This window comes from Plantactinospora sp. DSM 117369 (assembly GCF_053764795.1).
In genome coordinates this window covers 3,924,879-3,938,110 of sequence record NZ_CM132446.1, presented here as the reverse complement: position 1 = coordinate 3,938,110, position 13,232 = coordinate 3,924,879, and the positions used below count along the sequence as shown (strand labels likewise).

Sequence of the window (13,232 nt, the reverse complement as noted above, 5' to 3'; positions counted from 1 at the left end):
AGGGAGTCGCGGCGTGCCGTCGGCCGGCAGGCGCGGGGCGTGGGGTTCCGGGTCAGCGGTAGTCGCAGACCCCGGTCGGGAAGATCTGTTCGAGGCGCCGCCGCTCGGCGTCGGTCGGGCGCCACGACCCGTAGAGTCCCCGGGCGATCGCCACCCGGACCGGCTGCCGGTCGCAGGCGTAGACGCCGCCCTCGATCGGACCACCGGCGACGGTGCGCGACGTGCCGTAGAGCGGGAACTCCCGGGTGCAGGCGCCGTCGGGTCGGTTGTCGAGGATGCCGTCCCAGACGTGGTCGCCCCGGGCGATCTCCGTACCGGTGGTGCTGAAGCAGCGGTCCACGGCCAGCGCCGGCTTGTTGCCCTGCACACCCCGCCACGGCCGGGTACGCAGGTTGGCCATCCAGTCGTCGATCACCGCCAGCGCCTCTGGAGTCTGGTCGAACGCCTCGGCCGGCCGGGCGTCGGTGAACCAGATGACCTGGTTGCCGGCGTTCCGGTCGTACTCGCGCATCCGCTGCCGGGACGCGAAGGACTGGTGCGAGTTGTGCATGTCCAACTGGTCTTCGAGGTAGTGCCGCCAGTCGATGATCGGGATGTCGATGTCGCCGGTGAAGACGATCCCCGACTCGTACGCGGCTCGGATCGCCTGCCGGTCCCCCGTGGTACGCGGTGCCGGTGTCCGGCCGCCGTCCGGCGACAGTCGCATGTTCCGGGACGACCACGGGTCGAACTGGGCCGGGTCGGCACAGGCCGCCGGGGTGAACGGGCAGCCCTCCTGCACCATCTCCGACTGCGGTTTCCAGGAGCCGACCCGGGCGTTCAGGTCGAGGAACTCGGCCGGGGTGATCCGACCCGAGGTCAGCGCCGACAACCCGTACTGGACGCCGACGTTGTCCCAGGTGGATCGGGCGTACCCGTCCGGGCCGGTGCCGTAGATGTTGACCAGGTCGCCCCAGTGCGACCACTGCACCGTCTCCGCGACACCCGGCGGGTCCATCTGGGCCCAGAGCGGGTCACCGGGCGACCAGCGCGGGTTCAGCGCCAGCGGGGTCAGCCCGCGCCAGCCCTCGATGCACTCGGTGGAGCCGGGCGCACCCCCGAGGTACGGGTTCGGCACCGTCGCGCTGGCGTTCATGCCGATCAGCCAGGTCCGGTTCTCCCAGTCCCGCCACTTCGGGTTCGCCCGATCGGTGACGTCCATGTAGTACTCGAGCAGCTCGCAGTCGCCGACGTGGATGGTCTGGGTGGCCATGTCCGGGTACGAGTACTGCGGTATCGCCGCGTCGATCACCCGGTTGCCGTAGTTCTGGCCGTAGACGTACTGCTGGATGCCGCCACCGGAACCGCCGACCCCGACGGTGTAGAGCGGGACGCCGTACTCCTCGACGAAGTGTTCCTTCAGCATCAGCGCGGTCTCGCCACCGAGCACCAGGTTGTAGTGGGTGGCGGTGCGGGTGCCGGTGGAGTAGAGGACGGCGTAGCCGAGCGAGAGTCCCTCGTGGTAAAGGTGCCCACCCGGGAGCCGCCCCTGGTCGTGTCCGATCGCCACCCCGCCGTCGAAGCGGTAGATGACCCGCCGGTTCCAGTTCGCCTCCAGCACGGCGATCGAGTAGACGAACCGGTTGATGGTGCCGCGCTCCCGGCGTACGACGTAGTCGACGGTCCGGCCGTCCAGGGTACGGGTGGTGGTCAGGTCGGCCGGCCGGGTGCCGTCCGAGGGCATCGGCTTGAACGTGCCGTCGGTGGCCCGGTAGAGCCGGTCGGTGACGGTCGGGGCGGCACAGTCCCGGCTCCAGCCGACGACCTCGCCGTCCGGGCCGCGTACCCGCATGCCCTGCCCGTCCTGGTTGTCCACCAGCGGTGCGCCGAGCCCGTTCTGCTCGGTGCGGCAGAGGAACGGGTACTGCGGCGGCCCGGAGAAGATCGGACCGGAGACGGGATGGTTGCGGACGGCAAGCGTCGCGGTACGGGCCGACCGGGCGCTCGCCCGGAGCAGGTTGGCGCCGTCCCGGAGCCCGTCGACCACGCCGCGCAGCGAGCGGCCGTCGACCTGGAGCGCGCGGGTGACGTCGGTGCCGTTGCGGGTGACCCGGACCGTACCCGGGTCGACCCGGCCACCGAGCGTGACCCGGACGAGTGCGTCGCCACCACTGACCTGGTCCGGCCGGCTGGAGAGGATCTCGATGTCGAGCCGCTGCCCGGTGCCGCCGGTCCAGGCGGCGGCCGGTGTCGCCACACCTGCGGTGAGGACGACGGTCAGGGCGATTCCGAGCCCGGCGGTGACACCCCGGTGGCTGCGGGGCCTGCTCGCCACCCGACCCGTCCCGACCTGCGGGCTCGACCAGCGCCCTCGGTCGAGCCGGCCGGTGTGGACGGTGCGGTCAGCGGTACGCCGACGGCGAGCGAGGAACCTCAGCGCAGACATCGTCTCTCCGTCTCGTCCCCGGAGCCCGGATGGTGGCGGACACCGACGATGTCACGAGGATCGCTCCGTTGTCGAGATCGGAGCAGGGCGTGCCCGTCCGAGGTCGGCTCCTCGGAGCAGGCCGCGCCTGCCGAGTAGTCACTCTCGCGGGTCGATCTGCTCTGGCACCTCGATCCGGGAGCCGGCCGGACCGAAGCGGACCGTGACCCACCGCCCGGGATGGTCCGCGCCGAGCCGGCGGAGCATCGGCTCCGGATCGGCGATCGGCTCCGACATTCCGGAGCACGGCGTCGCGATCGGTCGGGTCGGTTCGTCCGGTACCGCCTCGGCCAGCACGCTCGGCAGGTAGTCGAGGGCGTAGGCGATCGCGCCGGCCAGGGTCGGCCGGCTCGGGAAGACGACCTCGGCCGCTGCCGCCCGCGCCGGGTCGGCAACGGTGATCTCGGCGCGCCAGCAGAGGCCCTGGGTCCGGAGCGGGTTGTCGGCGGGCGACCGGTCGTCGCGTACCGAGACCTCCACCGCCAGGCCGAGGCCGTGGGCGAGCCGGATCAACTGCGGCAGTGCCGGCACCTCGGGTGGTGCGGCCGACACGATCAGCCGAGCGCCGGGTCTGCCCCGGCCAGCCTGGGCGAGATAGCGGGTCAACGGCTCGACCCCGGTCACCTCACCGGAGACCATCCCACGGCACAGTTCGTGATCGACCGGCCAGCCGCCGTCGGCCTCGGTGAGGTCATCCGGCCGTACGCCGAAAGCGGCGGCATGGCCGGCCAGCCGGAACCGGTCGGGAAGCTGGACCACCGGGGTGCCGTCGGCGCGGAGTCCGACCGGCGACGCGGGTGCGACATCCCCAGCCCGCCAGGTCAGGTGGGTGACCTGGTCGGCCAGATCGGTGAGGGTGACGACAAGTCCCTGATAGCTCCGGCGACTGCCCCGGCAGGTGTGGCAGCTCGACACCCCGCTACGCAGGCCGCTGCCGCCGCAGCCGGCACAGTCCGGATCGGCGGCGGCATCGACGGCGCACGGACAGACCCGCTGGCCCTCGGCCGGTTCGCAGTCCGGGCAGGGGGTGCACGGGATCGTGTCACCCAACCGGGCCGGGTCGGGCGGTTCCCAGCCCCGCCGCAGCAGTTCCGTGCGCCGGTGTACGAGTTGTCCGGTCTCCCGCTCGACCAACCGATCGCGGTGACCGGCGACCCGCAGGCTGCTGTGCCACCAGTGCCCGTCCCGCCAGATCGCGCACGCGCCGGGCAGCGACTCTCCGCTGCGCAGGTCGGTGCAGTCGGCGATGACCCGACGCTCGATCTGGGCCAGGTCGCGGGCCGGACCCGGGGCCGGGTCGGCGGTCGGGACGAGATAGCGGGCGGGCGCGGCCATCCCGCGCGCCGCGAGCCCGGAGATCGCGTACGCCACGGTGACGTCGCCGAGCGCGTCGGCCAGACTGGCGGCGCTGCCCCGCAGGTTCGCCGGCACCGCCGCTCCGGGCAGGTCGAACCGGACGTCCCAGAGCAGGTCGTCGTGGCAGAGCCGACGAGCCTCCAGCACAAGGTCGAGACAGAGCCGGTCGGCGAGGGCGCGGAGCTGGTCGAGTCGCCGCTGCGGGGCGACCGGCGGTGGGGCGACGCTGCGACCGAGGAACACCTGCCAGCTCTCGCCGGGATAGCCGGCGATGGCCCGGCTCTGCAATGCCGACCGCTGGTCGTCGGGAAGCTCGGGGCTCCACTCGTCGGGCAGCCGCACCGCGAGGGCTGCGGCCGGCCGCCCGGAACAGCTCGACCGGGTGCTCACGCCAAGGGAGTAGCTCGTCCAGGTGACCGCGCCGCCGGAACAGCTTGCCCAGGTGGCCGCGCCGACGGCCTCGGCCAGCTCGCCGACCAGGGGCGACAGCGGCAACTGCCAGCCGCCGTCGGGCGCCGGGCGGGGCGTGACCGCGCCCGGGACGACGCTGGCCGAGGCGACCTCACCGGTGTCCAGGTTGGCCACCGTCAGCACGAGCTGCGCCCGCCGCTCCCCGCGCTGCCCGCACCGCTGGCAGGGACGGCCGACCCGGCCGAGGCCGCGACAGACCCGGCAATCCCGGTACGGCCGTCGGGGCGCCGGCTCGTCGGTGACCAGGAGCCGATCGCCGTACTCCAGACAGGCGCAGGCGGTGAGGATGAAGGTCAGCCCGTCGCAGCTCGGGCAGGTGGTGACGAGGGCCCGGTCGTCGGTGCTCGGCCGGGTCATCGTCGTACATCCCGAGCGGACCGGTTCTCCGCCTGTCCATGTCGGTCACTGCGGTGGCGGCGGGCGGAGTGGATGTGACAGACAATTGCGCGCACGACAGCAGCATCCTTTCGCCGATGATTTGTCGACCGGCACGGTAGCCGATGCGAGAGACTGTTTGGACGGTCGTCTTTCGCACGCCATCTTGTAGCCTGTGCGGTGTGGCTGGCAACCAATTCTCGCGAGAAACAGTCGGCAGCCATTGACTTATTTGTGGGAAACAGATAGACGTTTCACCGGAGGCGGCAGGATGTTGCAGAATCGACCGTGGGAAGTGATCACATGACCGAGGACATGGGCTCGACCGTGCCCCGCCGCCAACTCGGGCGCACCCTCAAGCAACTGCGTACCGAGGCCGGCGTGACCCTGGACGCGACGGCCGACGCCCTGGAGTGCAGCCGACAGAAGATCTGGCGGATCGAAAGTGGACTCGGGGTGGTCCGGGGGCTTGACGTCAAGGCGATGTGCGCGCTCTACGACGTGCGGCCGGACCTGGTCACCGCGCTGGTCGGGCTGGCCAGCCAGACCAAGGCGAAGGGCTGGTGGCACGCGTACGGCGACGCCATCCCGGAGTGGTTCGAGTTGTACGTCGGCCTGGAGTCCGCCTCCTCGCGACTGCGCTTCTTCTACGACGCGATGGTGCCGGGCATGCTCCAGACGAGAGAGTACGCGCTGGCGGTCTATCAACATCAGCAGATGATCAGTCAGGAGGAGCTAGACCGGGCCGTTGAGGTTCGACTGCAACGACAGTCCCTGCTAAACCGCCGCCTGCCATCTCCACCCAGGGTGGAGCTGATCATCCACGAGGCTGCCCTGTTGCGGATCGTCGGCAGCCGCGAAACGATGGCAGCTCAGCTTCGCCACCTACTCAGGGTCGACGCTCGACCCAACGTCTCTATCCGCGTGTTGCCGCTGGCCATCGGGCTGCATCATGGCGCCGTCGCCGGCACCTTTGTGATGCTGAACTTCCCAGCCGGCAATCGAAACACCCCGGAGCCGCCAGTCATCTACTGCGAGTCACTGACCGGGGCTCTCTATCTTGATCGGCCAAGCGAGTTGGCCGCCTACGAAACCGTCTGGAGCGGGCTGACCGCTCTTGCACTGGATGAGGGACAATCAATACACATGATCGAGAAGATCGCTGCGGAGGTCCATCATGGCTAACCTGACCGGCGCCACGTGGCGCAAGAGCACGCGCAGCGGCGACAACGGTGGCGAGTGTGTCGAGGTCGCTGACAACCTGGTCGGCGTCGTCGCCGTACGCGACAGCAAGGATCCCGGCGGACCGGTGCTCACCTTCCCGCCGTACACCTGGTCTTCCTTCGTCGCGGGAGTCAAGACCTCGACCCGCACCCTCTGACCGCCCGGTCCACGACGTCCCGGTCGCTCACCCGGCGGCCGGGGCGGTGCCGGCCCGCTCCGGCGGGGCGGCCGGAGGCGACGCGACGTGAGCTGAGCTGCGTTCGCCGAGGCCGGCCGAACGGCCGCCGACCTGAGTGTCCGATCAGCGGACGAATAGGGGAAAATGCCGACCTGCGGCTCCATATCCCACAGAACTGCTCCAGGGATTCAACATTGTCTCTAGTCAATGACGAAGATCGATGCTATGAATTGGTGAGTCGCTGCCGACCCACCAGGGCAATGCCGCCTCCACCGTCCCAGGCACCGACATCGTCAAGGGAGAGCAGTACGTGAGCAAAGATCATGATGGTCGGGCATGGACTCGATGGCGGCGTGCGACGAGAACCATCATCACCGGGGCGGCGATATCCACCGGAATCGCCGCGCTCGCCATCGGAGTGACAGTAGGCGCGGCCGCCGCAGGGGTCCGTCCGGCCGAGCCTGGCCCGCTGAACGCCTCGCTCGCCGCCCCGGCGGTCTCCAGCGTCGCCGCAGGTTACGCGCAGACCTGTGCGATCGGTACCGACGGAACGCTCTGGTGCTGGGGCGGCAACTACAGCGGCCAGCTCGGCGACGGCACCACCACGAGCCGGAACACCCCGGTACGCATCGGCACCGCCACCACCTGGGCCAGTATCGACGCTGGCCACAGTTACACCTGCGCGGTACAGACGGACGGGACGCTGTGGTGCTGGGGCCGCAACATCGACGGCCAGCTCGGCGACGGCACCACCACGAACCGGAACACCCCGGTACGCATCGGCACCGCCACCACCTGGGCCAGTGTCAGCGCCAGCACCAGTCACACCTGCGCCGTCCGGACCGACGGCACCCTGTGGTGCTGGGGGATCAACCGCAACGGGGAGCTGGGTGTCGGCTCCTCCGTCTCCAGCACGACCACCCCGATGCAGGTCGGCACGGCGACCAACTGGGCGAGTGTCACGACCGGCCGCGGGCACAGCTGCGCCGTCCGCACCGACGGCACCCTGTGGTGCTGGGGTGACAGTTCGAGTGGACAGCTCGGTCTCGGCACCCTGAGCTACCGGACGACTCCGACCCAGGTCGGCACCTCGACGTGGACCGGGGTGACAGCCGGATACACCTTCACCTGCGCGGTCCGCGCCGATGGCACCCTCTGGTGCTGGGGTGAGAACGGGTACGGACAGCTCGGGGTCACCGGCCCCTACCGGACCAGCCCGGTCCAGGCCGGCACCGCCACCACCTGGGCCCGGGTCAACACGAGCAACGACGCGCCGTGCGCGGTCCGCACCGACGGCAGCCTGTGGTGCTGGGGCAACAACACGGCCGGACAGCTCGGCGACGGCACCACCACCCACCGGTTCGCCCCCACCCGGGTCGGCACCGCCACCACCTGGACCAGCGCCGTCGTCGGCAGCTATCACAGCTGCGGGGTCCGCAGCGACGGCAGCCTGTGGTGCTGGGGGAACAACACGTCGGGACAGCTCGGCGACGGCACCACCACCCAGCGGTCGACCCCGGCGCAGCTGACCCTGCCGGGCTGACCGTAACCACCGCACTTCGACGCCATGCCGTCGACCTGTGCCGCTGATCCGCAGGCGGCGACCAGGTCGACGGCATGGCGGTGGACCGGTCGTCACGCTCCTGGCGAGACGGTGGCGGGCAGAAACAGTGCGGCGATGTCGTCGAGGCGGACGACGACGAGCGCGCCCACCAGAGCCAGCGGCACGACTCAGCCCTGGTACGGCGGGGCCACGCCCCAGCCCCAACGTGGTACCGGTGCCTCCCGGACCGGGTCCGCATCGAGTTGGGAGTTCTGTAGTGCCAGCCGGGTACCCCACTCCAGGTAGCTGGCGAAGGCCGCACGGAACTCCGGATCGTCCGGGAGGCCGACCTCGTCGGCGGCGTCCATCATCAGGTTGACCCACCGTCGGCGTTGTACCTCGCTGATCGCCCTGCCGAGGTGTTTGCCGAGCATGTGGCGGTAGCCGCCGCGTCCCTCGGTGTAGGCGGTCGGTCCCCCGAAGACCTCGGCAAGCCACAGCGCCACGTACCGGGGGTGCTCAGGGTCCATCCGCGCGAACATCGGCGCGAGCAGTTCGTCGGCGCGGACCAGCCGATAGAAGGCGTCGCACAGTTTCGCGAACACGTCCGAGCCGCCGGCCCACTCGTACAGCGACGGCGGTACGGAGGGGGCGGCGCCACCGGAGCCGACGACCGCGGTACCGCTGTAGTGCCGCATCTCCTCGATGTCCTCGACATACGGCCTGATCTCGGCGAGGAACTTCGGAAACAGCGGGCCGCCCCGGAACTCACGCAGGTGGTCGTCCGTCGACGTCCACCTGATCCGCAGCACATAGCAGGCGGGATCATCCAGACAGCGGCTCAGCTCGTAGTCCACGCACTGCGGCGCCGTCCGCAAAATCTCGGCGGCCCGCTCGTACGCCGCCTCGAACCCGCCCACCCGCTCCGGCGGTACGCGGTACCTGATGTACTCAATCACCATGAACAGAGCCCAGCATCCGGACCCGGAAAGGACAAGTACGCACCATTCGGTGCGTGCTTCGACGGGCCCTTCGACGCGCAAACGATACGGCTGCCCGGTGGAACTCGCCGTCGATGTCATCGGCGCCAAATGGCGACCGGTGATCCTGGCCCATCTCAAGGAGGGCGTACACCGGTACGGCGAGCTACGCCGCCGAATGCCCGGGGTGAGCGAGAAGATGCTGACCCAGCGGCTACGCGAGTTGGAGGCCGACGGACTCGTCGCCCGCGACGACCACGGCACGAACCCGCCGCACGTGGAGTACCGGCTGACCGAGGAGGGTCTCAGCCTGGCACCGGTGCTTCAGGCGCTGTACGACTGGGGGATCACGCGGGCCGCGCGTACGGGCGCGGTCGTCGGAGTACCAGCTCGGTAGAGGCCGCGCCCCTCGTCGCCCTGCCGGTGGCGGTGTTCACCACATCGAGGCGGTGGCCGCTGTTGGCACTGGGCCTTTTCGCGGCCGCTGCAGCCGACAGGAGATCGAAGCGGCTATCGTCACCGCCCGTTCGATCGGCTGGCTTCTACAGCGGCCGCATCGACCACCGATATCACGTCCTCCGGCACCGGCACCGGCCCCGGTTCACCGGTTCACCGGGAGCCGGCCGTCCCGGCGAGCAGCTCGGCGACGGCGGACGTGGTCGCCGGATGCGTGTCCAGCAGCACCGCCGCCTCGCTCGACCGTGACCCGCCCGCCGGAGGCCCCGCCGGCTGCCAGCCGGTATCGCAACCGAACAGCTCGGCAACGGCGTCGCAGGTGGCCGGATGGTCACGCAGCAACCCGACCGCTGGCCCGCAGGACGACACCGGGGTACCGCCCGCCCCGTCGCCCGGCAGCGCCGAGGCGGGCGCGGTCGGGTCGGTCGACCACGGCGGCACCCACGCGTCGAGCGCGGCGAGACTGCCCGGGAACGTTCGTCCGGCCTCCCTGACCAGCAGCGGAACGAGCTCCCGTGCCTGCTCCCGCAACGTCGTGATCAGCTTGGGCAGCCAGGGCAGCAGCACCGGATCCGGCAGCTGGGCGAACGCCTCGGAGATCATCTCCACGACGAACGAGGCCAGCGACGGCACCGGCTCCAGCGCCTGCACGAAGCCGCTCAGATAGTGCGGGAACGCCGGGACGACCAACGGATTCGTCAACAGCTCGGCACACCGTGCCCGGAGCTGTGCCACGGTGAGCAGCCCCAGTTGGGACTGGGCGGCCCAGAGCAGCGCCACCTTCGCCGGAGCCTCCGGATGCGACTGCCGCACCGCCAGTTCCAGTTGGGCACGGTCGCAACCGAGGGACAACGCCAGGCTCTCCATGGAGAAGAGGAAGCCGAGCATCGCACCGACCTGGCGTACCCCAATCTCGTCGTCCACGAACGCCGTCGGCAGCAGGGTGCAGTAGTGCGCGTACCCGGTGGTGACGAAGGACTCGCACCAGGCCGGCAGTTCCGGCTCGGTGTTCCGGTAGTGCGCCAGCAGCCGGCGGATCCGGCGCAGCACCTCCGGCGCGTCGTCCACGGTCCGCTCGGCGGAGAGCAGTTCGACCGCCCGCGCACCGAGTTCGTCGACGAACCGCCGGCTGGGCAGGAACAGGATCGCGTCCTCCACCGCCGCCAGCGCCGCCGCGGCGGTCGCGTCCGGCGCCCAGACCGAGCGGCGCAGCCGCTTCTCCAGCACCTGCTCGACGGTGATGCCCTCGTATCCCAGCTCGATCACCGCGCGCTGGTGCCGGCCCAGGCCCAGATCCCAGCTCTCCTGGATGGAGCGTTCCCCGAGCCGCCGCTCCCCCATGATCGGGCGGACGACTCCGTCCGGGAGCAGCCGGTGCAGCACCCAGAGCAGGTCCGAGCAGGACGCCAGCTCCGGGCGGGCGGTCAGGTCCAGCAGGGCCCGCTGGATGGTGCGGGTCTCCAGGGCGAGCCCCAGCGGCGCCAGCCGGTCGAAGACGTCCCGGGCCAGCGGCGGCAGGGCATCGTACCCGACCTGGCCGATCCGGTCGCCGCCGAGCAGGATGTCGCAGAGCCGGCGTACGTCCCGCCGGCCGGGGACCACGTCCTTCTCGATGCAGGTGACCGCCGCGTCGGCGAAGTCGTAGGGCGTCGGTCGGGCCCGGTTGCGGATCCCGGCCAGCAGGATCGAGGTCTCGAAGACCGCGATCGCGTCGGCGGTGCTGGCCAGGTAGCCGTTGCGGCGGGCCAGCCGCACGATGTCGACGCACCAGCCGAGCAGCTCCGCCTCGTCGACGTCGTCCAGCACCGGTGGTCGGGACAGGAACCCCGAGAGCCGGTCGGTGACCGGCGCCGGTGCCGCCGGTGCCGGAACCTGCTTCTTCGCCCTGCCCCGCTTGCGGCCCGCCACCTGCCCGGCCAGGTGGTACGGCGTGACGCCGCCCCGGCCGACCGCCTTGGCCCAGCCGGCCTGGGCGATCGAGACCGACCCGGGGGCGAGGTCGAACTGCCGCTCGATCGCCGAGTGGCTGGACGGGATGAGCCCGTACAGCCACCGGGTGCCGGTGCGGGGGCTGATCTCCCAGTCGGGTGTGCCGGGTGCGGTGCCGAACTCCTCGACCGGGCTGGCCGCGTGGAAGGCGCCACAGACGTACAGGCAGCGCGACCGGTCGACGCCGGTGGCCGCCATGTGCTGGCGCATCCGGGTCCACATGTAGCGCTCTCGGTCCTCGTCGCGGTCGTCGTGACCGGGGCCGGCCGGTGGACGCAGCCGCCGGAACAGGCTGCCGATCAACACCATCACCTGCCGGTACGTGTCGTAGTCGGCGTCGGCGAGGGGCTGCTCCACGTACTGGTCCCACCACTCGGACCAGTGCCGCACCTTGCCGTGGTGCAAGAGGTAGGACCGGAGTTCGGCGAACCGGGGACGCAGGTCACCGATGCCGATCCCGACCGCCTCGCCGTGCAGGGCCGCCTCCTCCGGCGGCTGCCCGCCGGCGTCGTCCGGGGCGGCGTCGGCCGGCTCCGGGCCGGCGTCGGCCGCCGGATCGGACGACTCGGTGGGTGTCCACTGGAAGACGTGGTCCGCCGAGCGGTCCACCAGGACCAGTTCGACCTCCGGGTTGTCCAGCGCGTACGCGATGGCCTGGTATTCCGCCGACGCCTCGCTGATCGGGGCGACGATGTTGAGCGGTGCCCAGGCCGACGGGAAGCCGTCGAGCTCGGAGGCGAACGCCTGCAACGCCACCGGCAGTTTGCAGTTGCGCAACTCCTCCAGCAGCGGTCGCAGGTCCTCGCACAACTCCAGATAGATCACCGCGGGCTGCTTCTCCCGCAGCCGTCGGGCCATCGCCAGCGCGGAGGCGGGTGAGTGGTGGCAGACCGGGAAGATCTCCAGCTCCTCCCCCAGCGCCCGGTCGACGTCGTCGACGATGCCGGTGAGGATCTCGGCCACCGCGTCCGGACCACCGCCGAACGCGGTCGCCGCGGCCTGTAGCTGCGAGCGCAGCGGGGTGAACGTCCCCGCCGACCGGTCCGGAGCCCCGGCCCGGGACCCGTCTACTTCGATGCTCATGACAGGGTCGCGATCGCCTCACGACCGCCCTGGAGGAACTCCGGCCACGACCCGCCGTCGGACTTGCTGCGCGGCTCGACCACACCGTGCCAGTACTTGTTCAGGATCGCCAGGTCCTCCGGGGTACGCCGGGCCAGCGAGCCGACCAGCGAGCCGGCCAGCGTCGCGGCCCGCAGGGTACGGTCGCCGAAGAAGTGACTGTGCAGGATCGCGTCCTCCAGTACCCCGATTTGTTCGGCGGTGGAGAGCGCCGACTCCAGCTTCTCGTCGTCACTGCCGGCCGCGGCCGCCGCCGCCCGCAGGTCCGCGAAGCTCTGCAACAGGATGTCCAGCAGCGTCGGCGGCACGTCCAGCTCGATCCGGTGCCGGCGCAGCAGTTCGGTGGTACGGAACCGGACGATCTCGGCCTCGCTGCGCTTGTTCGTCACGACCGGGATGCGGACGAAGTTGAACCGGCGCTTGAGTGCCGAGGAGAGGTCGTTCACGCCCCGGTCCCGGCTGTTCGCGGTGGCGATGATCGAGAAGCCCGGCTGGGCGAAGACGATGTTGTCGTCGTCGAGTTCGGGAATGGAGACGTACTTCTCGGAGAGGATGGAGATCAGCGCGTCCTGCACGTCGCTGGTCGACCGGGTCAGCTCCTCGAACCGTCCGATCACGCCCTTCTCCATCGCCGTCATGATCGGTGACGGGATCATCGACTCCCGGGACTGGCCCCGGGCGATCACCATCGAGACGTTCCACGAGTATTTGATGTGGTCCTCGGTGGTGCCGGCGGTGCCCTGCACCACCAGGGTCGAGTTGCGGCAGATCGCGGCGGCGAGCAACTCGGCGAGCCAGCTCTTGCCGGTGCCGGGGTCGCCGATCAGCAGCAGGCCCCGGTCCGACGCGAGGGTCACGATGCTGCGCTCGACGAAACTCCGGTCGCCGAACCACTTCTGCGAGATCTCCCGGTCGAGGCCGTCGGCCCGCTCGGAGCCGAGCACGAAGAGCCGGACCATCCGCGGGCTGAGCCGCCAGGAGAACGGCTTGGGGCCGTCGTCGACCGACTCCAGCCAGTCGAGTTCCTCGGCGTACTTCACCTCGGCGGGGGCACGCAACATGTCGGTCATTCGG

General features: G+C 70.6%; 9 protein-coding genes. 4 read left to right on the top strand and 5 right to left on the bottom strand.

Annotated features, from left to right (window positions below; genetic code table 11):
• Nucleotides 1–52 precede the first annotated feature (52 nt).
• Together ACSMXO_RS17090 and ACSMXO_RS17085 are read right to left on the bottom strand one after the other, a co-directional pair.
• Nucleotides 53–2,425: a DUF6351 family protein gene (locus ACSMXO_RS17090; RefSeq protein ID WP_455418501.1), complete on the bottom strand. Its 2,373-nt coding sequence runs from the start codon at nucleotides 2,423–2,425 to the stop codon at nucleotides 53–55.
• Between the two features lie 138 nt (nucleotides 2,426–2,563).
• Complete coding sequence (locus ACSMXO_RS17085) at nucleotides 2,564–4,648, bottom strand: hypothetical protein (protein WP_455418500.1); 2,085 nt, start codon at nucleotides 4,646–4,648, stop codon at nucleotides 2,564–2,566.
• A 321-nt stretch (nucleotides 4,649–4,969) separates the two neighbouring features.
• On the opposite strand from ACSMXO_RS17085, the gene ACSMXO_RS17080 reads away from it, so the two are divergent.
• The 3 genes from ACSMXO_RS17080 (at nucleotide 4,970) to ACSMXO_RS17070 (ending at nucleotide 7,611) form a co-directional block, all read left to right on the top strand.
• A complete protein-coding gene (locus tag ACSMXO_RS17080; RefSeq protein WP_455418499.1) occupies nucleotides 4,970–5,851 on the top strand; it encodes a helix-turn-helix domain-containing protein in 882 nt (293 codons plus the stop codon).
• Nucleotides 5,844–6,047 (top strand): DUF397 domain-containing protein, encoded by a 204-nt coding sequence (locus tag ACSMXO_RS17075; RefSeq protein ID WP_455418498.1) that lies wholly within the window; start codon nucleotides 5,844–5,846, stop codon nucleotides 6,045–6,047. Before ACSMXO_RS17080 ends, ACSMXO_RS17075 begins: the two co-directional genes overlap by 8 nt.
• Nucleotides 6,048–6,378: 331 nt before the next feature.
• On the top strand, nucleotides 6,379–7,611 hold the full coding sequence (locus ACSMXO_RS17070) for an RCC1 domain-containing protein (protein WP_455418497.1): 1,233 nt from the start codon (nucleotides 6,379–6,381) through the stop codon (nucleotides 7,609–7,611).
• Nucleotides 7,612–7,799: 188 nt separating this feature from the next.
• Here ACSMXO_RS17070 and ACSMXO_RS17065 read toward each other — a convergent pair whose 3' ends face one another.
• Nucleotides 7,800–8,573, bottom strand: coding sequence for a globin domain-containing protein (locus ACSMXO_RS17065; RefSeq protein ID WP_455418496.1), 774 nt, complete (start codon nucleotides 8,571–8,573; stop codon nucleotides 7,800–7,802).
• Between the two features lie 97 nt (nucleotides 8,574–8,670).
• Here ACSMXO_RS17065 and ACSMXO_RS17060 point away from each other — a divergent pair, with 97 nt between their 5' ends.
• Nucleotides 8,671–8,988, top strand: a complete 318-nt coding sequence (locus tag ACSMXO_RS17060) for a winged helix-turn-helix transcriptional regulator (protein ID WP_455418495.1) — start codon at nucleotides 8,671–8,673, stop codon at nucleotides 8,986–8,988.
• Nucleotides 8,989–9,200: 212 nt separating this feature from the next.
• Here the strand turns inward: ACSMXO_RS17060 and ACSMXO_RS17055 are convergent, their stop codons facing one another.
• Both ACSMXO_RS17055 and ACSMXO_RS17050 read right to left on the bottom strand, forming a co-directional pair.
• Nucleotides 9,201–12,119, bottom strand: coding sequence for a DUF5682 family protein (locus tag ACSMXO_RS17055; protein WP_455418494.1), 2,919 nt, complete (start codon nucleotides 12,117–12,119; stop codon nucleotides 9,201–9,203).
• Nucleotides 12,116–13,228 (bottom strand): ATP-binding protein, encoded by a 1,113-nt coding sequence (locus ACSMXO_RS17050; protein ID WP_346256802.1) that lies wholly within the window; start codon nucleotides 13,226–13,228, stop codon nucleotides 12,116–12,118. The genes ACSMXO_RS17055 and ACSMXO_RS17050 overlap by 4 nt, the downstream gene beginning before the upstream one ends.
• Nucleotides 13,229–13,232 lie beyond the last annotated feature (4 nt).

What these genes read in the sequence shown, in the direction of transcription:
- ACSMXO_RS17085 (WP_455418500.1), bottom strand. Translation starts at nt 4,648, where the DNA reads ATGACCCGGCCGAGCACCGACGACCGGGCCCTCGTCACCACCTGCCCG.
- ACSMXO_RS17065 (WP_455418496.1), bottom strand. Translation starts at nt 8,573, where the DNA reads ATGGTGATTGAGTACATCAGGTACCGCGTACCGCCGGAGCGGGTGGGC.
- ACSMXO_RS17080 (WP_455418499.1), top strand. Translation starts at nt 4,970, where the DNA reads ATGACCGAGGACATGGGCTCGACCGTGCCCCGCCGCCAACTCGGGCGC.
- ACSMXO_RS17075 (WP_455418498.1), top strand. Translation starts at nt 5,844, where the DNA reads ATGGCTAACCTGACCGGCGCCACGTGGCGCAAGAGCACGCGCAGCGGC.
- ACSMXO_RS17050 (WP_346256802.1), bottom strand. Translation starts at nt 13,228, where the DNA reads ATGACCGACATGTTGCGTGCCCCCGCCGAGGTGAAGTACGCCGAGGAA.
- ACSMXO_RS17090 (WP_455418501.1), bottom strand. Translation starts at nt 2,425, where the DNA reads ATGTCTGCGCTGAGGTTCCTCGCTCGCCGTCGGCGTACCGCTGACCGC.
- ACSMXO_RS17055 (WP_455418494.1), bottom strand. Translation starts at nt 12,119, where the DNA reads ATGAGCATCGAAGTAGACGGGTCCCGGGCCGGGGCTCCGGACCGGTCG.